Origin of the sequence: Couchioplanes caeruleus (assembly GCF_003751945.1) — a bacterium.
In the GTDB taxonomy this organism is placed as follows: domain Bacteria; phylum Actinomycetota; class Actinomycetes; order Mycobacteriales; family Micromonosporaceae; genus Actinoplanes; species Actinoplanes caeruleus.
On sequence record NZ_RJKL01000001.1, the window covers coordinates 6,214,638 to 6,233,873 of the forward strand.

The 19,236-nt window shown below is 71.7% G+C and carries 20 protein-coding genes; 10 read left to right on the forward strand and 10 right to left on the reverse strand.

Going from position 1 to position 19,236, the window contains the following annotated elements; genetic code table 11:
* Nucleotides 1–20 precede the first annotated feature (20 nt).
* Nucleotides 21–1,145: an MBL fold metallo-hydrolase gene (locus EDD30_RS27905; protein ID WP_071806098.1), complete on the forward strand. Its 1,125-nt coding sequence runs from the start codon at nucleotides 21–23 to the stop codon at nucleotides 1,143–1,145.
* An 87-nt stretch (nucleotides 1,146–1,232) separates the two neighbouring features.
* Here the strand turns inward: EDD30_RS27905 and EDD30_RS27910 are convergent, their stop codons facing one another.
* On the reverse strand, nucleotides 1,233–1,481 hold the full coding sequence (locus EDD30_RS27910; protein ID WP_071806097.1) for a hypothetical protein: 249 nt from the start codon (nucleotides 1,479–1,481) through the stop codon (nucleotides 1,233–1,235).
* Nucleotides 1,482–1,606: 125 nt separating this feature from the next.
* Entirely contained in the window at nucleotides 1,607–2,509 is a 903-nt protein-coding gene (locus tag EDD30_RS27915) for a diacylglycerol/lipid kinase family protein (protein WP_244945423.1), read from the reverse strand.
* A gap of 331 nt (nucleotides 2,510–2,840) precedes the next feature.
* Between EDD30_RS27915 and EDD30_RS27920 the strand changes: the two genes are divergently transcribed.
* Nucleotides 2,841–3,653, forward strand: coding sequence for an ATP-binding protein (locus tag EDD30_RS27920; protein ID WP_143162719.1), 813 nt, complete (start codon nucleotides 2,841–2,843; stop codon nucleotides 3,651–3,653).
* A gap of 14 nt (nucleotides 3,654–3,667) precedes the next feature.
* On the opposite strand, the gene EDD30_RS27925 is transcribed toward EDD30_RS27920, so the two are convergent.
* The gene (locus EDD30_RS27925; protein ID WP_071806094.1) at nucleotides 3,668–4,246 is read right to left on the reverse strand and encodes a GAF domain-containing protein; all 579 of its coding nucleotides are present in this window, start codon (nucleotides 4,244–4,246) and stop codon (nucleotides 3,668–3,670) included.
* A 148-nt stretch (nucleotides 4,247–4,394) separates the two neighbouring features.
* On the opposite strand from EDD30_RS27925, the gene EDD30_RS27930 reads away from it, so the two are divergent.
* On the forward strand, nucleotides 4,395–5,303 hold the full coding sequence (locus EDD30_RS27930) for a PfkB family carbohydrate kinase (protein WP_123678544.1): 909 nt from the start codon (nucleotides 4,395–4,397) through the stop codon (nucleotides 5,301–5,303).
* Entirely contained in the window at nucleotides 5,296–7,587 is a 2,292-nt protein-coding gene (locus EDD30_RS27935; RefSeq protein ID WP_071806111.1) for a glycoside hydrolase family 65 protein, read from the forward strand. Before EDD30_RS27930 ends, EDD30_RS27935 begins: the two co-directional genes overlap by 8 nt.
* Before the next feature lie 12 nt (nucleotides 7,588–7,599).
* Here EDD30_RS27935 and EDD30_RS27940 read toward each other — a convergent pair whose 3' ends face one another.
* Nucleotides 7,600–8,376 (reverse strand): GntR family transcriptional regulator, encoded by a 777-nt coding sequence (locus EDD30_RS27940; protein WP_071806092.1) that lies wholly within the window; start codon nucleotides 8,374–8,376, stop codon nucleotides 7,600–7,602.
* The gene (locus tag EDD30_RS27945; protein WP_071806091.1) at nucleotides 8,373–8,912 is read right to left on the reverse strand and encodes a GntR family transcriptional regulator; all 540 of its coding nucleotides are present in this window, start codon (nucleotides 8,910–8,912) and stop codon (nucleotides 8,373–8,375) included. Before EDD30_RS27945 ends, EDD30_RS27940 begins: the two co-directional genes overlap by 4 nt.
* A 156-nt stretch (nucleotides 8,913–9,068) precedes the next feature.
* Between EDD30_RS27945 and EDD30_RS27950 the strand changes: the two genes are divergently transcribed.
* Nucleotides 9,069–9,290 carry a hypothetical protein gene (locus EDD30_RS27950; protein ID WP_071806090.1) on the forward strand — a complete coding sequence of 74 codons (222 nt, stop codon included), beginning with the start codon at nucleotides 9,069–9,071 and terminating at the stop codon, nucleotides 9,288–9,290.
* 26 nt (nucleotides 9,291–9,316) lie between these two features.
* Here EDD30_RS27950 and EDD30_RS27955 read toward each other — a convergent pair whose 3' ends face one another.
* The 3 genes from EDD30_RS27955 to EDD30_RS27965 form a co-directional block, all read right to left on the reverse strand.
* Nucleotides 9,317–10,594 (reverse strand): hemolysin family protein, encoded by a 1,278-nt coding sequence (locus EDD30_RS27955; RefSeq protein WP_211277822.1) that lies wholly within the window; start codon nucleotides 10,592–10,594, stop codon nucleotides 9,317–9,319.
* Nucleotides 10,595–10,693: 99 nt separating this feature from the next.
* Entirely contained in the window at nucleotides 10,694–11,401 is a 708-nt protein-coding gene (bioD, locus tag EDD30_RS27960; protein ID WP_071806109.1) for a dethiobiotin synthase, read from the reverse strand.
* Between the two features lie 248 nt (nucleotides 11,402–11,649).
* On the reverse strand, nucleotides 11,650–12,786 hold the full coding sequence (locus tag EDD30_RS27965) for an 8-amino-7-oxononanoate synthase (RefSeq protein WP_071806089.1): 1,137 nt from the start codon (nucleotides 12,784–12,786) through the stop codon (nucleotides 11,650–11,652).
* Between the two features lie 97 nt (nucleotides 12,787–12,883).
* On the opposite strand from EDD30_RS27965, the gene bioB reads away from it, so the two are divergent.
* From bioB to EDD30_RS27980, 3 genes are read left to right on the forward strand one after another with little or no spacing between them, the layout of a single operon-like run.
* Nucleotides 12,884–13,879 (forward strand): biotin synthase BioB, encoded by a 996-nt coding sequence (bioB, locus tag EDD30_RS27970; protein ID WP_071806088.1) that lies wholly within the window; start codon nucleotides 12,884–12,886, stop codon nucleotides 13,877–13,879.
* Nucleotides 13,876–14,064, forward strand: coding sequence for a biotin synthase auxiliary protein BsaP (bsaP, locus tag EDD30_RS27975; RefSeq protein WP_071806087.1), 189 nt, complete (start codon nucleotides 13,876–13,878; stop codon nucleotides 14,062–14,064). The genes bioB and bsaP overlap by 4 nt, the downstream gene beginning before the upstream one ends.
* Before the next feature lies 1 nt (nucleotide 14,065).
* Nucleotides 14,066–14,569, forward strand: coding sequence for a GNAT family N-acetyltransferase (locus tag EDD30_RS27980; RefSeq protein ID WP_071806086.1), 504 nt, complete (start codon nucleotides 14,066–14,068; stop codon nucleotides 14,567–14,569).
* Between the two features lie 6 nt (nucleotides 14,570–14,575).
* On the opposite strand, the gene EDD30_RS27985 is transcribed toward EDD30_RS27980, so the two are convergent.
* On the reverse strand, nucleotides 14,576–15,325 hold the full coding sequence (locus tag EDD30_RS27985; protein ID WP_071806085.1) for an ACT domain-containing protein: 750 nt from the start codon (nucleotides 15,323–15,325) through the stop codon (nucleotides 14,576–14,578).
* A gap of 168 nt (nucleotides 15,326–15,493) precedes the next feature.
* Entirely contained in the window at nucleotides 15,494–16,510 is a 1,017-nt protein-coding gene (locus tag EDD30_RS27990) for a LacI family DNA-binding transcriptional regulator (RefSeq protein WP_123678545.1), read from the reverse strand.
* A 185-nt stretch (nucleotides 16,511–16,695) separates the two neighbouring features.
* On the opposite strand from EDD30_RS27990, the gene EDD30_RS27995 reads away from it, so the two are divergent.
* Together EDD30_RS27995 and EDD30_RS28000 are read left to right on the forward strand one after the other, a co-directional pair.
* Complete coding sequence (locus EDD30_RS27995; protein WP_071805928.1) at nucleotides 16,696–17,391, forward strand: pyrimidine reductase family protein; 696 nt, start codon at nucleotides 16,696–16,698, stop codon at nucleotides 17,389–17,391.
* Nucleotides 17,392–17,434: 43 nt separating this feature from the next.
* On the forward strand, nucleotides 17,435–19,231 hold the full coding sequence (locus tag EDD30_RS28000) for an ATP-binding protein (RefSeq protein WP_071805934.1): 1,797 nt from the start codon (nucleotides 17,435–17,437) through the stop codon (nucleotides 19,229–19,231).
* The last annotated feature ends 5 nt before the right edge of the window (nucleotides 19,232–19,236 follow it).

The window sequence follows — 19,236 nt, forward strand, 5'->3', positions numbered from 1 at the left end:
CGGACACGGAGGAACCGCGCATGGCGAAGCAGGCAGACGGCCGTCGAGGGCGCAAGGGAGTGTGGATCTCCCTCGCACTGGGCGCGGCCGCGGTATGGGCCGCACGCGACATCCCTCTGCAGATGGGGTCCCGCAGGATCGGCGACCGCGCCGCGGGAGAGCGGGCCGAGCGCTACCGCCGGTCCCCGCAGTTCGCCGAGGGCAAGTTCCGCAACACCATCCCCGCGAGCGAGGTGGCGATCGCGTCGATGCCGCGCCTGCTGGCCGCGGCCCTGACCGACCGCGAGCGCCGGTACCCGACCAGGCCGATCCCGGTGCTCACCCCGGAGACCGGCGGCGACGGCCTCTACGTCACCTGGTACGGGCACTCGTCCGCGCTGATCGAGATCGAGGGCCGGCGGGTCCTGATCGACCCGCTCTGGAGCGACCGCTGTTCCCCGTCGCGGCTGCAGGGCCCCAAGCGCCTGCACGAGCCGCCGGTGCCGCTGCGGGAGCTGCCGCCGCTGGACGCGGTGCTCATCTCCCACGACCACTACGACCACCTCGACATGGAGACCATCCGCAACCTGGTGGACCTGCAGGCCGCACCGTTCCTGGTGCCGCTGGGCATCGGCGCGCATCTGGAGCGCTGGGGCGTGCCGGCGACCCGGATCGTCGAGCTCGACTGGGACGAGCGCGCGTCCGTGGCGGGCGTCGAGTTCGTCGCCACCCCGGCCCGGCACTTCTCCGGGCGCGGCTTCTCGCGCGACGAGACGCTGTGGGCCTCGTGGGTGATCGCGGGGCCGAACCGGAAGGTCTTCTACTCCGGCGACACCGGATACTTCCCCGGCTTCGCGCGGATCGGCGAGGAGCACGGTCCGTTCGACGCGACGCTGGTACAGATCGGCGCGTACGGCGACGCGTGGCCCGACATCCACATGACGCCCGAGGACGGCGTTGCCACGCACGTGGACGTCCGGGGTGGGCTGATGATCCCGGTGCACTGGGCGACGTTCAACCTGGCGCTGCACGACTGGGCGGAGCCGGCCGACCGGGCCTGGCGCGAGGCCAAGGCCCGCGACGTGCGCCTGGCCGTTCCGCGGCCCGGAGAGCGGGTCGACGTCGACAACCCGCCCTCCGTCGACGGCTGGTGGCAGCAGCTTTAGGCCTCTGCCCGCATCCGTCTCGTCGCTTCGGCGGCCGGCGTCGGCCGCGGGGTTGCTTCGGCGGCCGGCGTCGGCCGCGTCGTCGCTTCAGCGGCCGGCGTCGTAGGCGGCGGCGAAAAGGGTGGCGAAGAAGGTGGCCAGGGCGAACAGGGTGCCCAGGAGCAGTGGCCGGGTGTGGCTCCAAGCGATCTTCCGCTTGGCGGGGACGTCGCGCTTCGTCGCGCGCAGATCCCGCCAAGCCGCGTGGGCCCGCCCGACCCGGTAGCCGATCATGATCACGGTGGCGGCGGCCATCACCGTGGCGACGCTCGCTGCGGAACTCTGGTGGTACGTCACACGAACCCCCTGGAGAGGCGTAGCAGTGCCGGACGGACCTAGTCTGGGGGCGCTGCCTGCCCGTTACCAGGGGATAGAAGGCGTTAAAACACCATAAAAAGCGTTTGCGGGTACGGACGGAAGTGTCAGCTATCCGATCCCTGCCTCGGCACACAGACCTTGACAGCGGCCGGCGCCACCTCGACCCGGATCTTCTTCACCGCCTTGCGGGAACCGCCGTCCAGCTCGTACATCAACGGCTCGCGCAGTTTGACGTCGATCCGGCGGGCCCGGGTCATGTGCACGAATGGCGAGTCCGCGGACCGCCCGACCGCCATCTGCCCCATCGTGCGCGCCCACTGCACCGCACCGCGCGCGGTGGCGACTCCGACATCCAGCCACCCGTCGTCGGGCTTGGCATCGTCGAACGCCGTGATGCCCCCGGTGATCATGCTGACATTGCCGATGAGCACACAGGTCGCTTCGTCGGTGAACCACTCGGTGCCGTCCACTGTGACGCGGGCCCGCGGCGCGGCATCGTCGAGATGGCGCAGCCCGGTCCACACGTAGGACAGCTTGCCCAGCCGGTCCTTCAGCGTGCCGTCCGCATCATGGATCATCGCGCCGTCGAACCCGATGCCGGCCATGACCGCGAAATGCTCCCCGTTCAGCACTCCGAGATCGAGCCGGTGCCGCCGTCCGTGAAAGGCGGTGTGCACGGCCCCGGCAAGGTCGTCGGGCACACCGAGATTCCCGGCGAGCATGTTCGCCGTACCCGCGGGAATGATCCCGACCGGAACCTGCGCGCCGCCCTTCTTCCCGTTCTTGCGGATGCCGGCGATCGTGTCGAGGGTCCGCTGCACCATGCCGTCGCCACCCCAGACGATCAGCAGGTCGGGCTTCTCGCCGAGGGCTCGCCGCACCTGCTTGGGTGCCTTCTTGCTCTTCGGCACCTCGTACCAGAACAACTCGTCGACACCCTCGTCGGTGATCCGCCGTCGCAGCTCGTCGAGCCCGCCGCCGAGGGTCTTGCGCTGATGAGCGACCACAGCCACTCTCCGAGGAGTCCGCATCTCCCGCCGATACCCCAACCTGCGAATTCCCAAGCGCGCCACGATCTTCACGACTCCAGAATCGTTGCGTAACGAAAGGTTGCGACCGGGAGAATCCGGTGAAACGGGTGCGTGACACCGATCACGGATTTTCCCGAAAAACAATTTCGCTCAATCACGAATCTGTTGCTACAGAGCAAATGATGCAACAGTGGTAAGGCCGGGCCGCCCTGCATGATGGCGTGAGGCCATGTCCAGCGCGTCCGCACCAGGGTCGTTGCGGAGTCATGAAGGCGGGGCAAGGAACAAGATGTCCGGAAGGTGAAACATGGACAGAGCTTTGCCACACCTGAGCGACACGTTCGAGGGGTCGACGGTGGAGATCACCGGGCATGCCGAAAGCGAGTCGCTGGAGATGGTGGTTCACGGCCGATGGAACGCCGCTCTCGCCATCGACCTGCGCTCCGCGATTCATAAATGTCTGGCCGAGCACCCGACCGTGCTGCTCGCCGACCTGCGTGACCTCGGTGACCCGGACGGGCGCAGCGCGCCGTTGTGGCTGGCCGCTCATCGGGCCGCCAACCTCCGGCACCCCCACGTGCGGCTGGCCTTGTGCATCCCACCGGCCGCCATGCTCGCCACCCGGCTGCGCAGGGTCGGAGCACTCCGCTTCCTGTCGATGTTCGCCAGCATGCCGGAGGCCCGTGCGGCGCGGGTCGGCGGGCTGGCGCCGCCCGATCGGTTGCAGCTCACCCTGGCGCCCGAGCCGCATTCGCCCACCCGTGCGCGCGATCTGGTCACCCGGGCCTGCCTCGACTGGCGCCTGGCGCCGTTGCGGCATCGGGCCGTCGCGGTGGTGTCCGAACTGGTCGCCAACGGCGTCGAACACGCCGGGACGCCCCTGCGGCTCACGGTGTCCCGTCGCGGGACGGGGTTGTACCTCGCCGTTCAGGATGACGACCCCCGGTTGCCGGTTCTCCTGGCCCCTTCATCGCACGAGCCCGGGGAGCCCCTGCTCGCCCGGGGGCACGGCCTGCGCGTGGTGAACGTCGCGGCGAGTGCCTGGGGAGCCCGGAACCACCGCGGCGGCAAGGTCGTCTGGGCCACCGTCCGCGACAGCGTCCGGCAGACGGACGCCTGAACCCCTCGCGGAGCTCAGCTCACGGTGTCCCGCATGCGTTGTTCGGCGGCGGCGCTGCGAATCACCATCAGGCGCAGTTCCAGCTCGTCGGAGACCATGGCGGCGAGGTGTTCCAGGGCCTTGAGCTGGCGCTGCGTCGCCTCGCGGGGCCTGTTGTCGATCACGTTGACCGTGCCGAGGCGGTAGCCGTCGTGGGTGCGGATCGGGGCCGCCGCGTAGAAGCGGAGGCCGAGTTCGCCGCGGACCAGAGGATGTTCCAGAGTGCGGGGGTCGACCGCCGCGTTGTTGATGACGTAGACGTCGTCCTGGGCGATGACCGAGGCGCAGAGGCCGGGCTCCTTGCCCACCTCGCGGACGCCGCTGATGCCCTGGCAGGCGGCAAGCCACACGCGGTCCTGTTCCACCAGGGACACCGTGGCGATCGGGGTGTCGAAGATGGCGCCCGCCACGTAGGCGATGCGGTCGTAGGTATCCTCGGCCGGCTGGTCCACCAGGCGGTAGCGGCGGACGGCCTCCAGCCGTCGCTGCTCCTCGGGGCTGACGTTGTCCAGATACTCGTAGGCGCCGCCAGAAACCGGGCTGCTGTTCGTCACGGGTGTACCCCTCACGCATTGATCGCTCGCGGTCACTATGAGCCTAATGAGACGCCCCGGGGCGGCCGCAATGCTGTGAACGGCCGAATCCCCCGGTCGGTACGCCGGACGGGGGAATGTCGCACAAACTGTCGGGTACTAGATCGTTGTGAACACACCGGTAGTGGTCGTCGTGGGGCAACTCGCGCGGGATCTCGTCCTGTCCGTCGATGCGGTCCCCGGGGCCGAGAGCGCTTGCGATGCGACCGAGCGGCGGGAGCAGCTCGGCGGCAAGGGCGCCAACCAGGCGGTGGGGCTCGCTCAGCTCGGCGTACGGCCCCGGCTCGTGGCCGTGGCCGGCGACGACGTCATCGGCGACGTGCTGCTCGACCAGGCGCGGCGCGACGGCATCGACGTGAGCGCGGTCGTCCGCCGCCGGGGCGCGCTCACCGGGTTGATCGTGGAGCTGCTCGACGCCGGCGGGCGGTGGCGGTACATCCAGCATCTCAGTGAGGCGGTGCTGCTCACCGAGCACGATGTGGCGGCGGCCCGGCACGTGTGGGGCGGTGCCGACGCCGTACTCGTGCAGTTGCAGCAACCACCCGCGGCCACGCTGGCTGCCGCCCGGATCGGGCACGACGCGGGCCGGCTGGTCGTGCTGGACGGCGCGCCGCGGCAGTGCCGGGACGAGCTGCTCGCCGCGGCCGACGTGCTGCGGGCCGATGATCAGGAGGCGGAGTTGCTGCTCGGCGGCGCACCGACGGTGGAGAAGGCGCGAAGCATGCTCGAGAAGGGACCACGGATGGTGGCACTCGGAACCGGGGACGGCAACCTCTTCGTGTGGCGGGACGGGCACCTACGGCTGCCGCTCACCGACGAACGGGTCGCCGACACGACCGGGGGCGGGGACGCCTTCACCGCGGCGCTGACGGCGTCGCTGCTGCGGGGCGACGACCCTTCCACCGCGGCCCGCTGGGCGGTGGCCGCGTCGGGGGTGACCGTCGGACACCCCGGCGGACGCCCCGACCTGCGGATGGCGGACCTGGAGAAGCGTGCCCGGGAGCTCGCCGGTGAGTGAGCTGGGACCCGCCGAGCCGTGGGCCGTCCGCGAGACCGCGCTCTCCGGTGACGCGCTGAGCACGTCGGCGCTGCGCCACACGGAGTCGATCTTCGCCCTCGCCAACGGGCACATCGGGCTGCGCGGCAACCTGGACGAGGGGCCGTGCGGCATGCCCGGCACCTTCCTCAACTCGTTGCACGAGCGGCGGGACCTCGAATATCCCGAGGCGGGATACGGCTTCCCGGAGCGCACCGAGACCGTCGTCGACGCGCCCAACGGCAAGCCCATCGTGCTGACCGTCGACGACGAGCGTTTCGACCTGCGCACCGGGACGGTACGCCGGCATGAGCGCTGCCTCGACCTGCGCGCAGGCACGCTGCACCGCGACGTCGAGTGGGTCTCCGAGTCGGGGGCCGCGATCCGGGTGCGCAGCACCCGCGTCGTCTCCTTTCCCTTCCCGGCGGTGGCGGCCATCCGCTACGAGGTGGAGGCGCTGGACCGCCCGGTGCGAATCCGGATCGAGTCGGACCTGATCGCCAACGAGGAGCAGCCGGACCAGCGCGACGACCCGCGCGCCTCGGCGACCCTGCACTCGCCGCTGAGGTTGTTGTCGCATTCGCCCGACGTGCTGCTGCACCGCACCCGTCGCAGCGGCATCGAGGTCGCCTCGGCCGTCGCCCATGCCGGCCCTCCCGTCTTCACCTCGTCCGAACCGGACCGCATCCGGGCCGTGGTCAGCACCACGCTGGCCCCCGGCGAGCCGCTGCGGCTGGAGAAGTTTCTCGCGTATGCGTGGGGCGTGCAGACCCCTGTGGACATCGCGCTCGCCGCCCGCGACGAGGCCGTACGGTGGGGCTTCGACGAGCTGCTGGCGCGGCAGCGGGAATACCTGGACGAGTTCTGGGAGACGGCGGATGTCGAGCTGGACGGCGATCCCGAGGTGCAGCAGGGCGTGCGGTTCGGGCTCTTCCACGTGCTCCAGGCCGGCGCCCAGGCGGGCCCGCACCCGATCGCCGCCAAGGGGCTCACCGGCAACGGCTACGACGGCCACGTGTTGTGGGACACGGAGACCTTCGTGCTGCCCGTCCTGACGTACACCCATCCGGCATGTGTGGGCCTTGCCCTGCGCTGGCGGCACGCGACGCTGGGCGCGGCCCGCGAGCGCGCCCGGGAGCTGCGGCTGGCCGGGGCGGCGTACCCGTGGCGGACGATCAGCGGCGCGGAATGCTCGGGCTACTGGCCGGCCGGAACGGCGGCCCTGCACGTCAACGCGGACATCGCCGCCGCGGTGCTGCGCTACGTCGCGGCCAGCGGCGACGAAGAGTTCCTGCGCGAGGCGGGCGCGGAGATCCTGGTGGAGACCGCCCGCCTGTGGTGCCGGGTGACCCACGCCGACGACGAGGGGGTCCACCACATCGACGGGGTGACCGGCCCGGACGAGTACACCGCGCTGGTGGACGACAACGTCTTCACCAACCTGATGGCGCAGCACAACCTGCTCGGCGCCGCCTCCGTCGCCGAGCGGCTCGGCATCGCCGGGGTCACCGCCGAGGAGATCGGCGCCTGGCGGGCGGCGGCGCGGCGGCTGTTCGTTCCGTACGCCCCCCGCCGCGGAGTCCACGAGCAGCACAGCGGCTTCACGCGCCTGCAGGAGTGGGACTTCGACGCCACCAAGGACGACGACTACCCGCTCATGCTGAACTTTCCGTACCTCGACCTCTACCGCCGCCAGGTGGTGAAGCAGGCCGACCTGGTGCTGGCCATGATGCTGCGCGGGGACGCCTTCACGCCCGAGGAGAAGCGCCGCAACTTCGTGTACTACGAGGCCCGCACGGTCCGCGACTCGTCGCTGTCGGCCCCGGCCCAGGCGGTCCTGGCGGCGGAGACCGGGCACCTCCGGCTGGCCTACGACTACCTCGCGGAAGCGGCCCTGCTGGACCTGCGCTCCGGCGGCGAGGCCAGCGGGGACGGCCTGCACATCGCCGCGTGCGCGGGCGTGTGGATCGCGCTGGTGCAGGGCTTCGGCGGTCTGCGCGACCACGGCGGCCGCCTGTCGTTCGCGCCCCGGCTGCCGAGCTGCCTGCCCCGGCTGAGCTTCTGTCTGCGCTGGCGGGACAGCAGGCTTCGGGTCACGGTGACAGGTGGCGAGGTCACCTACGCGGTCACCGGCGCGGACCTGACTTTCGAGCACTATGGATCGCCGGTGACGGTGGCCGGGGGCGACACCGTGACGATCCCACTGGACCCGGTGGAAGAACTTCGCGCACCGCCGTCACCGAGGCCGCCCGAACGCCGTGGGTAGGCGCCGGACCGGCTACTCCGGCTCAGGCAACGAGTACTGGATTTCGAAGTGTTGGCCGGCCTTCACCATAACCGTCACCTCGATCGGCCGGTCGTTGTCGCTGAAGACCACCCGAAACTGCCGGAGCACCGGGTTGTCTCCCGGCAGTCTGAGCGCCGTGAACTCCTCGACCGTTGCCAGGCGCGCCGACACTTGATCAACCGCGTGGCGCAGCGGGTGACCAAGTTCGGCGAGTACGCCCGGCGTTCCACCGCGGATCTTACGAGCTTCCGCCAGCCGGGTTCCCCGCGCGACGTCCAGGGAGTAGTACGACCACACCAACTCGGCTGGCTCACCGTCCAAACTGAGCAGTTGGTGCCGCACCACGACAGGCGCGCCCACCTCGAGGCCGAATGCCGCTGCCACTTGCAGGGGAGCGGGCACCTCGCCCACGTGAAGGAGCTCGACACTGCCTCGTCGTCCGCGTGAGGCGTTGTCGGTGATCCACGGGTGAGGCTGATCAGGTGCCGTGTGGGGGTAGTGGCTGGCTCGGACGACAACCGGGACCTGGGCGGTAACGAACACACCGCGGCCCTTCTGGCCCTCCACGAAACGCTCCGCTTTGAGAATCGCGAGCGCCCGCTGCACCGTCTTGTCGGTGACGCCGTACTGGGCCATGAGATCGGCCGTGGACGGCACGCGGTCGCCGGCACGGAGGTCGCCGGACAGGATGAGGGCTCGAAGATTCGCGGCGATCTGCTGCTGTCTTTGCCGGACGCCGTCGTCCGGGAGGCTGGACCGTGGGCTCACTGTCGCGTGTTCCGCATCCGGTATTCGAGCGGTTCCACCCGGTTGCCGACCATGCGGTTGACGGCATACTCCACCGGCTCGCGACCTGTCGGTGCGCTGACACGGCGGATGACGATCAGTGGTTCGTCTTCGGCGATGTCGAGGAGGGCCACATCCTCGCGGGTCGGCCGTTCGGCGGTCACCCGCTCGACGGATTCATCCAGCCGATAGCCCGCTTCGACAAGGATGCGTACCGCGCCCCCGCGAACCTTCTTGTTCTCGGCCAGCGGGGTGTCGGCGGCAATGCTGGCCGGATAGTACGAGGCAGCGATCTCGACCGGCTCGCCGTCGGCAAGGATCAGCCGGCGCCGAACCACGACCTGCGCGCCCGGCGGCAACTGGAGCGCGTCACGCACTTCATCCGCGGGCGGCCCGGTCTCGACGGCGAGCAGGCGTTGCGTGCCGAGTTTTCCCTGCGCCGCGGCGTCGACGGCCCAGGCGTCCCGCTGCTGCGGCGCGGTGTAGCGGTCGGAGCTGCTGGAGCGTAGTTCACTCACGGCGGACCCCCTTCCTGTGTGGCTCCGACAATGCTCCCTGATTCTCTGTGCTTGGGGCACCCGGCACACTCGGGTCGGACGACGCTTGTGACCTTAGTATTGATGATACTAAAGTTGGCGTCGGCAAAGACGTTCGGGAGAAGGGAAGCTCGTCCGGTGAAGCGTGATGACCTGCTGAAACAGCTTTCGTCCTTCCCTGCCGATGCGGAGATCGGGGTGCGGCTCGGCAACGCCAGCCTCGACATCCCCGATGTCTCGGCCTGGGGCAAGGGCCAGTTCGTCGCTATCGAATGCCACGAGGGTGACGTCTACGACGTGATGAGGGAATGGGGCGTCCCCACCGGCCAACGCGGCAAGCTGGTGAAGAAGGACGCCTGACACCCTCGCAGATCGCGGAGACCGGCTCAGTCGTCGGTGCGGGACAGGGGGCGGAGGCGGATGCGGGTGATGGCGCGGCCGGTCACCTCGACGACCTCGGCCGTGAATTCCGGGAGGGTGACGATTTCGCCCGGCGCGGTGGGGATGTGGCCGAGGGCGGCCAGCAGCATTCCCGCGACCGTCGTGTAGTCGCCCTCGTCCTGGCCGTTGCCGTCGAAGCCGATGTCCGGCAGGTCGTGAATCGGGAAGGAGCCCGCCATCAGCAGGGCGCCGTCCGGCTCCTTGACGACGGCCTGGACGTCGCGGTCGGTTTCGTCGTAGATCTCGCCGACGATCTCCTCGACCAGGTCCTCCATGGTCACGATGCCGTCGATGGCTCCGCGCTCGTCGACGACCATGGCCAGTTGCTGGCGTTCCGCGCGCATCTGGCGCAGGGCGTCGGAGACGCGCAGCGTCTCGGGAAGGAAGAGGCCCGGCCGGGCGACCGCGTCGACCGGGCCCTCGGTGCCGACGAGGTCGCGCAGATGTACCACGCCGATGACGTCGTCGAGCCCGGCCGGGCCGACCACCGGCGCCCGGGTGTGGCCGCCGGCGATGAGCCGGTCGAGGGCGTCGCGGCAGCGCAGGCCGGTGGCGAGGGAGACCACGTCGCGGCGCGGGACGAGGATCTCCCGCAGGATGCGGTCGGCGATCTCGAAGGCTCCCGAGATGATCGTGCGCTGTTCGGCGGAGAAGTCCTGCTGCGCGGCGACCATGTCGCGGATCTCCTCGGTGCTGACCTCCTCGCGCTGCGCCCGGGGGTCGCCGCCGGCCAGCCGCACGGCCAGGTCGGTGGACTTGCTCAGCAGCCACACCGCCGGACGGGAGACCGTCGAGAGCAGGTCCAGCGGGCGGGCGACCAGCAGGGCCCATCCTTCCGTACGCTGCATCGCGATCCGCTTCGGCGCGAGCTCCCCGATCACCAGGGTGACGAAGGTCAGCACGATCGTGACCAGCACGATGGCGGTCGGCCGGGCGGCGGCACCGAGGAATCCCAGCGGCTCGATCAAAGGCTCGGACAGGGACACCGCGGCGGCCGCCGAGGCGAGGAAGCCGGCCAGCGTGATGCCGATCTGGATCGTCGCCAGGAACCGGTTGGGGTCGCGGGTCAGCCGGGCGAGCACCCGCCCGGACCGCGAGGTGCGCTCCAACTTGTGCACCTGGCTGTCACGCAGTGACACCAGGGCCATCTCACTGCCGGAGAAGGCCGCGTTCACGAGTACGAGCACCAGCACGAGCACGAGCTGCCCGCCTATGCCATCCACGACAGATACCGCTCCTCGGCGTATGGATCATGAGACCCACACGCTAGCGACAGACGGTGACCGCCGGGTGGCGCCGGGCGGAAAACCCCCCGCGACGGCTCAGCTGATCTCGTCGGCCCAGACCCGCCAGTCGTCCAGGACGCCGTAGAGCGCCGGGGTGAGCCAGCCCGGCGCCGAACGCTGGAAGACGCCCGGTTCCATCTGGCCCGCGCCGTCCGGCAGGGCGCCGACGAGGTGGGGGACCAGCTCCGTCAGGTTGGCCCAGTGGACCAGCTCGGGCTCCGCCGGCCAGGCGCCGAGGACGACCTTGGCCGGTACGCCACGGCGGTCGAGCGCCTCCAGGGTGAGCGCCGTGTGGTTGAGCGTGCCGAGCCCGGCGCGCGCCACCACGATCGTCTGCACGCCCAGCGTGGTCGCCAGGTCGGCCAGGGTCCACGCCTCGCCGGAGGGCCGTACGCCCATCGGGACCAGCAGGCCGCCGGCCCCCTCGACGAGCACGAGGTCGTGCTGGGCCGACTCGGACCGGACGGCGTCGACCACCTCGTAGAGCTCCAGCGGCGCCATGCCGGCGATCCGCGCCGCGGCCAGCGGGGCCAGCGGCTCCGGGTACGACCGCAGCGTGCGGCAGGTGTGCGGGGCGGCGAGGTGGGTGACCCGGTCGATGTCGGTGGGGTCGCCGAGGGCGGTGCCCGTCTGCCCCGGTTTGACCACCGCCACCCGCAATCCGGCGGCCTGCGCGGCCGCGGCGACGGCGGCCGTGACGACGGTCTTGCCGACGTCGGTGTCCGTGCCGGTGATGAGCACGATGCCCCGCCACTCCCCGGACTGCGCGGGCCGGGCGCGAACCTCGGACGCGGGCGCGGGAGCGGTGAGCGCGGCCACATCGGCGTCGGCGGGATCGGCGGGCCCCACGCCGGGCGAGACGGGCGCCTCCGGAAGAGAACCGGGGTCCGCGGGAGAATTCGGTATGCCGGGCGCGGGCGGGATGGTCGCGGGCGGGACCGGGCGGGGCTCCTCCTCGGGGGACTGCGGGGGAGCGGTCTGGTCGCCGGTCGTCATGGTGCGCACTCCACGATCACGTCCAGGGCGCGGTCGAAGTCCGCCGCCGAGATACCCGCGTTCAGCGTCAGTCGCAGGCGGGAGGAGCCGTCCGGTGTGGAGGGCGGCCGGAAGCAGCCCACCGCGATGTCCCGGTCGCGGCAGTCCGCCGCCCAGGCCAGGGCCGCCTCCGGCCCCGGAGCCAGCACCGACAGCACACCCGCCGCCGGTGCGGAGACCTCGAAGCCGGCCGCGCGCAGCCGGCGTACGGTGAGGGCGGCGCGCTCCCGCAGGATCGCCCGCCGGTCGTCGGCGTCGCGGGCGATGCGCAGGGCCGCGTGGACCCCGGCGACGACCGCGGGAGGCGGCGCCGTGTCGTAGATGAACGTGCGGCCCGTGTCGACGAGGTGCCGGATCAGCGGCTCGGGGCCTGCGACGACGCCGCCCGCACCGCCCAGGGACTTGGAGAGCGTGGCCGTGACGACCACGTCGGGGGCGCCCGCCAGGCCCGCCGCCGCCACGCCGCCCGCGCCCCGGTCGCCGAGCAGGCCGAGCGCGTGGGCGTCGTCGACCAGCATCAGCGCGCCGTACGCGGAGGTCACCTCGTGCAGGGCGGCGAGCGGGGCGAGGTCGCCGTCGACGGAGAAGACCGACTCGGTGACGAACACGGCGGGGCGTCCGGGACGGGCCGCGAGGATGGTCGCCAGCGCGGACGGGTCGGCGTGCGGGGCGACGACCACCTCGGCGCCCGAGCCGCGGCAGCCGTCGATCAGGGACGCGTGGTTGTAACGGTCGGAGACCAACAGCGTGCCCGGTTCGGCGAGCGCGCGGACCGCGCCGAGGTTGGCCAGGAAGCCCGACGAGTAGACCAGCGCCCGCGGAAAACCCAGCCACTGTGCGAGATCCGACTCGAGGTCGGCATGGGGCATGGTGGAGCCGCGGACGAGACGCGAACCGGTGGCGCCCAGCCCGTACGCCCGCAGTGCCTCGACCGCCGCACCCACCACCTCGGGGTGGACCGCCAGGCCGAGATAGTCGTTGCCGGCCAGGTCGACGACGGTGTCGCCGGCGGCGCGCGGCCGCAGCGTGCGGGTGAGCCCGGCCTTCGCCCGCACGCGGGCCTGGCGCTCCAGCGCCTCCTGCCAGCCCGTCACGTGCGCCCCCGCAATCACTGATCCGACCGTTTCGTCGGGGAAACTATCACTTACCACCGGCATCCCCGTGGGCCGGAATGCCTTGTAGGGTACGGGCATGCCAGAGATCCTCGACCGGGCCCGGGCCCAGGTGCTAGCTGACGGTGTCGGGCTCGACGAGGCGGGCATCCTCGCGGTGTTGCGCCTTCCCGACGAGGACCTGCCCGAGTTGCTCCAACTTGCTCACGACGTACGCATGAAGTGGTGTGGTCCCGAGGTCGAGGTCGAGGGCATCGTGTCCCTGAAGACCGGCGGCTGCCCCGAGGACTGCCACTTCTGCTCGCAGTCGGGCCTGTTCACCTCGCCCGTGCGCTCGGTGTGGCTGGACATTCCGTCGCTGGTCGAGGCGGCCAAGCAGACCGCCGCGACCGGCGCCACGGAGTTCTGCATCGTGGCCGCGGTGCGCGGGCCGGACAAGCGGCTGATGACCCAGATGCGCGAGGGCGTCGCCGCGATCAAGGAGGCGGTCGACATCCAGGTCGCGGCGAGTCTCGGCATGCTCAGCCAGGAGCAGGTCGACGAGCTCGTCGAGATGGGCGTGCACCGCTACAACCACAATCTGGAGACCTGCAAGTCCTACTTCCCCAATGTGGTCACCACCCACTCGTGGGAAGAGCGCTGGAGCACGCTGTCGATGGTCCGCGACTCGGGCATGGAGGTCTGCTGCGGCGGCATCCTGGGCCTCGGCGAGACGATCGAGCAGCGCGCCGAGTTCGCGGCGCAGCTCGCCGCGCTGGATCCGCACGAGGTCCCGCTGAACTTCCTCAACCCGCGCCCGGGCACCCCGCTGGGTGACCGCCCGGTGGTGGAGGGCAAGGACGCGCTGCGCGCGATCGCGGCGTTCCGCCTGGCGATGCCGAAGACCATCCTCCGGTACGCGGGTGGCCGCGAGATCACCCTGGGCGACCTCGGCACCAAGGAGGGCCTGCTCGGTGGCATCAACGCGGTGATCGTGGGCAACTACCTGACCACGCTGGGCCGTCCGGCCACGGCGGACATCGAGCTCCTTCAGGAGCTCAAGATGCCCGTCAAGGCGCTGTCGGCGACCCTGTGACGGTCCTGGTGTGGTGCGACCGGTGCGGTGAGGAGGCCGATCGGGGCGACCACCGTGCCTGCGCCGCCGCCCGGCGGCTGGAGCCCCCGCGCTACTGCCCCGACTGTCGGCGCCGGATGAAGGTGCAGGTCGTCCCGACCGGCTGGACGGCCACCTGCGTCGAGCACGGCGTCCGCCATTCCTGAGGTGCTGCGCGGCAGGTTGGTGACGCTGCGGCCGGCGACCGAGGATGATGTGCCCGCGCTGGCCGCCGTGCGGGCCACGCCGCAGGTCATGGCCCGCTGGGGTGGCGGCGACCTCGCCGGCGAGATCCGCGAAGCGATCGCCGAGAAGGGCCTGCACTACCTGGCCGTCTGCCTGGACGGCCGGGTAGTGGGCGCGATCCAGTGGGCCGCCGAGGAGGACCCGGAGTACCGGCACGCGAGCATGGACATCTTCCTCGACCCGTCGGTGCACGGCCGCGGCGTCGGCACGGACGCGGTGCGGACCCTCGCCGTCCACCTGGTCGACCACGAGAGGTTCCACCGGCTGGTGATCGACCCGGCGGCCGACAACGAGGCGGCGATCCGCTGCTACGCGAAGGTGGGGTTCAAGCCCGTCGGGATCATGCGCCAGTACGAGTGCGGCGCCGACGGCACCTGGCACGACGGCCTGCTCATGGATCTGCTGGCCGCCGAGCTGGTGCGCTGACGAAGGCTAGGTGCGGTCGAGCGCGACCGGCGGGACACCGGCCAGGTCGAGGCGGTCGCCGAGGATCACCGCGGCGGCGCGGACGAGCTGCGAGATCCGATCGACCTCGGTGACGTGGAAAGCGGCGGCGGGCAGGTCGTCGGAATCCGAGCGGGCGACCACGAGCACCAGGCCGGCGCGGCCGAACGGCGCCACCGCATACCGGGTGCCGTCGGTGCCGGTCATCGGGCGGGCCCGCAGCGGGGTGATCTCCGGCAGGTGCAGCGGGGAGGGGGCGCGCCAGCTCGCGCACGCAGGCGTCGGCTCGCTGCCGTGCGGCAGGCGCAGCGACGGCTCGTCGGCGGGCACACGGGGCGCGGCCGTGCGGGCGGCCCAGTCGGCCGGCACCATCGCGGCGGCGGCCCAGTCGGCGGCGAGCAGGGCCGGCACGGCGTCCACCAGGGTCGCGAGCCCCTCCACCGGATTCGCGGCGATCTGAGCCAGCAGCTCGGCGTCGTGGCCGCCGGAGACCGGCGCGCCGATCGCCTTCCAGACGCCGTCGACCTGCACCCCGGGGATGGCGGCGAGGCCGGCGAGGAGCCGCTCGACACGGGACGCGCCCGGCCAGACGACCGTGAAGTCGTCGACGGCCCGGCCCCCGAGGCGCTCCAGCACCACCACCTGGACGATGTCGGCACCGGCGACACCGAGTGTGCGCGCCACCTGGCCGAGGGCACCCGGGCGGTCCGGCAGAGTGACCCGTACCCGCAACAACATGCGACTCCTCCCGTCTGCGACCTGGCACGGCGGTGCCGTCGTCATGTGGCCTTCAGCCTGCCCTAACGGCGTTTCGCGACTGTTGCACCGCTGTGTCCCGGCCGTCAAAGCACGTGTCCCGCCGTCGCGCGTCCCGCCCGTCGACGCACCCCTGGAGGGTAGGACGGCTCAGGCGGAGGCGCGACGGACCAGATGGGTGTCGAGCAGAACGTGGGAATTCTCGACGGGTTCCTGACGGATCCGGCTGACCAGCAACTCCGCCATGCGCCGGCCCATCTCCTCGACGGGCTGGTGCACGGTCGAGAGCGGCGGCTCGCACTGCCGGGCGGACGGCGCGTCCTCGAAGCCGACGACCCGCACGTCCTGCGGCACCCGTCGGCCCGCCTCGCGCAGGGCGCGCAGGGCGCCGCTCGCCATCAGGTCGGAGGCGGCGAAGACGGCGTCGAGGCCGGGCTCGCGGGCCAGCAGGGCGCGCATCGCGGCCGCGCCGCCGTCCTCGGTGAAGTCGCCGTACGCGATGAGCCCGGCGCCGGGCACGGCGGTGCGGTAACCGGCGAGCCGGGCGCGGCCGACCTCCATGTCCTGGGGGCCGGCGACGGTCGCGACCCGGCCGGCGCCGCCGGCGATCAGATACTCGACGGCCTTGCGGGCGCCGGCCGCGTTGTCGACGTCGACGAAGTAGTCGTCGTCGTGCGGCTCGGACGGCCTGCCGCCGAGCACGAACGGCATCCCCCGCTCGCGCAGCAGCTTCGGCAGCGGATCCTCGTCGTGCAGCGAGAGCAGCAGCACGCCGTCGACGTGCTGGCTGGTCAGGTGGGCTTCGACGCGTTCGCGCTGCGCGGGCGAGGCCACCATGGCCAGCCACAGTTGCAGCGGCGTCTCCAGCAGGGCCGCGTTGATGCCGCGCAGCACCCCGGCGAAGAACGGTTCGCCGAAGACGCGCTCCTGCGACTCCGACACGACCAGGGCGACCGAGTCCGTCCGTTGGGTCACCAGGGAGCGCGCGGCGCGGTTGGGCACGTAGCCCAGCTCGATGATCGCCGCCTCGACGGCCGCCCTGGCCTGCGGGCTGACCTGGGAGGATCCGTTCAGGACGCGGGACGCGGTGCCCCGGCCCACCCCGGCGCGCGCCGCCACGGCGTCGAGCGTCGGGCGGCCCGGGGAGCGGGCGGGCTGCCTCGTCATGAGCGCATTATTCTCCAGCCGGACGATAGCCGCCCGCCCTAGGGCGGCCGGAGCGCATAGGGTGGCGGCATGATCTGCCGCGCGTGTCGCGAGCAACGGCACAAGGACTGCAGGGGTGGGTCCTGGTGTGACTGCCAGCACCGGCCCGTCGTACCGACGCCGCCGGTCACCGGGCCGGCCTCGCCATGATCCTCGAAGACCTGCTGGAGCGCTACCCGCGCCGCGCGGAGCCGACGCTGCGGGTCAACTTCGTCGCCGCCGTCGACGGCGCCGTGACGATCGACGGCAGGTCGAGCGCGCTGGGCGGGCCGGGCGACAAGCAGATCTTCGACCTGCTGCGGATGACCTGCGACGCCCTGGTCGTCGCGGCGGGCACGGTCCGCACGGAGAACTACGACGCGTTGCGCCTCGACGAGGCGGGTCGCGCCTGGCGCCGGGCACGGGGACTGCCCGAGTTTCCGCTCATGGTGGTCGTCTCGGGCTCGCTGGACCTCGACCCCGCCCAGCTCGTCTTCGCCGACGCGCCGATCCGGCCGCTGGTCGTGACGGGCGCGGGCCAGGCGCCGCCGCCGGGGCTGGCAAAGGTCGCCGAGATCCTCACCCTCGGTGACGATGCGGTGGACCTGGCGGCGATGGTCGCGGAGTTGCACCGGCGCGGCGCGACCCAGATCCTGTGCGAGGGCGGGCCCCGGCTCTTCGGGGCGCTGATCGCGGCCGACCTGGTCGACGAGGTCTGCCTCACCGTGTCTCCGCTGCTCACCGGCGGTGGCGCGGGCCGGATCGCGGCCGGCCCGGACGGTCATCCGCCGCGGCGGATGGCCCTGCGCAGCGTCCTGTCCGACGACGACATGCTCTTCCTCCGGTACGTCCGCAGCCACTGACGGGGGACACGCGGTCCGACAAGTGTCGTACCTCTGGTGCAACATGATCGGCGTGTCTGTCGAAGCGAGCGAAGCAAGCGAACCGGTCGGGCGGGTCCTGGGCACCGCCGACGCCACCCCGTTGCAGTTCTGGACGGCGGTGACGCCGGGCAGCTACCTGCAGCTCGACGACGTGGTCGTGACCCGTCGCGACCTGCCCGACCGCGAGCCGGTGACGATCGCCGGCGTGGTCACCCAGGTCCGGGCCCGGCACGAGGGCGCGCAGTTCGACTCGGACGTGTTCGCGATCGCCGAGGGCACGCTGCCCGCCCTGGTCCAGGAGGCGGCCGAGGTCACCACCACCCGGGTCGACCCCGAGCTCTACGTGCCGCCGGCCCCGGGCGCGATCGTGCACCGGGCCTCCGGGGCGGCCCGTGACGCGGCGCTGCACTTCGACCGGATGGAACGCCGGGTCCCGATGGGCACCGGCCGCGACGGCGTGCCCGTGTTCCTCAATGCCGACTTCCTCGACGGCACCCGGGGCGCGCATGTGTCCATCTCCGGCATTTCCGGCGTGGCGACCAAGACGAGCTTCGCGACGTTCCTGCTCTACTCGGTGTTCCGGTCCGGCGCGCTCGGCGCCGACGGTGCCAACGCCCGGGCGCTGATCTTCAACGTCAAGGGTGAGGACCTGCTCTTCCTCGACCACGCCAACACCAAGCTCGACGAGCCGACCACCGCGGCGTACAAGCTGCTCGAGCTGCCCGCGACGGCGTTCCCGGACGTCCGGGTCTATGCGCCGCCCCGGGCCAACGACTCGTCCGGCGCCCCCGACGTCAGCAGCCGGCTGACCGGGGTCGACAGCTTCTACTGGACGCTCGAGGAGTTCTGCGCCGACCGGCTCCTGCCGTACGTGTTCGCCGACGCCGACGACGAGCGTCAGCAGTACACGATGGTGGTCCACTCGGTGACCGCCCATCTGGCCCGCCATGCCGTGCCGGCCGAGGGCGGGATCAGCATCGACGGCCGCCGCCTGGGCGGCTACGGCGACCTGGTCGACCACATCGTCGACCAGCTCACCGACGACGAGACCCGGTCGATGTGGGCGGGCAGCGCGGTCAACATGGGCACGGTCAACGCGTTCGCCCGGCGGCTGATCGGCAGCAAGCGCGACCTGTCCCGGCTCATCCGCGGCGACCTCGCGGCCCGCCGCCCGCACCGGATCAAGACCGCGGAGAGCGCCCAGGTCACCGTCGTCGACCTGCACAACCTTCCCGACCGCGCGCAGCGCTTCGTGGTCGGCGTGACGCTCAAGACGGAGTTCGACGACAAGGAGAAGTCGGGCACCGGACGGCCGCTGCTGTTCGTCGTCCTCGACGAGCTCAACAAGTACGCCCCGCGCGAGGGATCGTCGCCGATCAAGGAGGTGCTGCTCGACATCGCCGAGCGGGGCCGCTCGCTCGGCGTCATCCTCATCGGCGCGCAGCAGACCGCCAGCGAGGTCGAGCGCCGGATCGTGACGAACTCGGCGATCAGGGTCGTCGGCCGCCTTGACCCGGCCGAGGCCTCCCGCCCGGAGTACGGCTTCCTGCCCCCGGCCATGCGCCAGCGCGCCCTGCTGGCCCGGCCGGGCACGATGTTCGTCAACCAGCCCGACATCCCGGTGCCGCTCTGCGTGGAGTTCCCGTTCCCGGCCTGGGCCACCCGCAAGTCGGAGTCCGGGCCACCGCCGGTGGGCACCCAGCGCTCGATCGTGCAGAGTGTCGATCCGTTCACCGTCGTCGGCGGCCGTGGCGGCGCCGCACTCGACCGCGGCGGAAAACCGGTGCCCAGTCCACACGACGACGACATTCCGTTCTAAGGTTC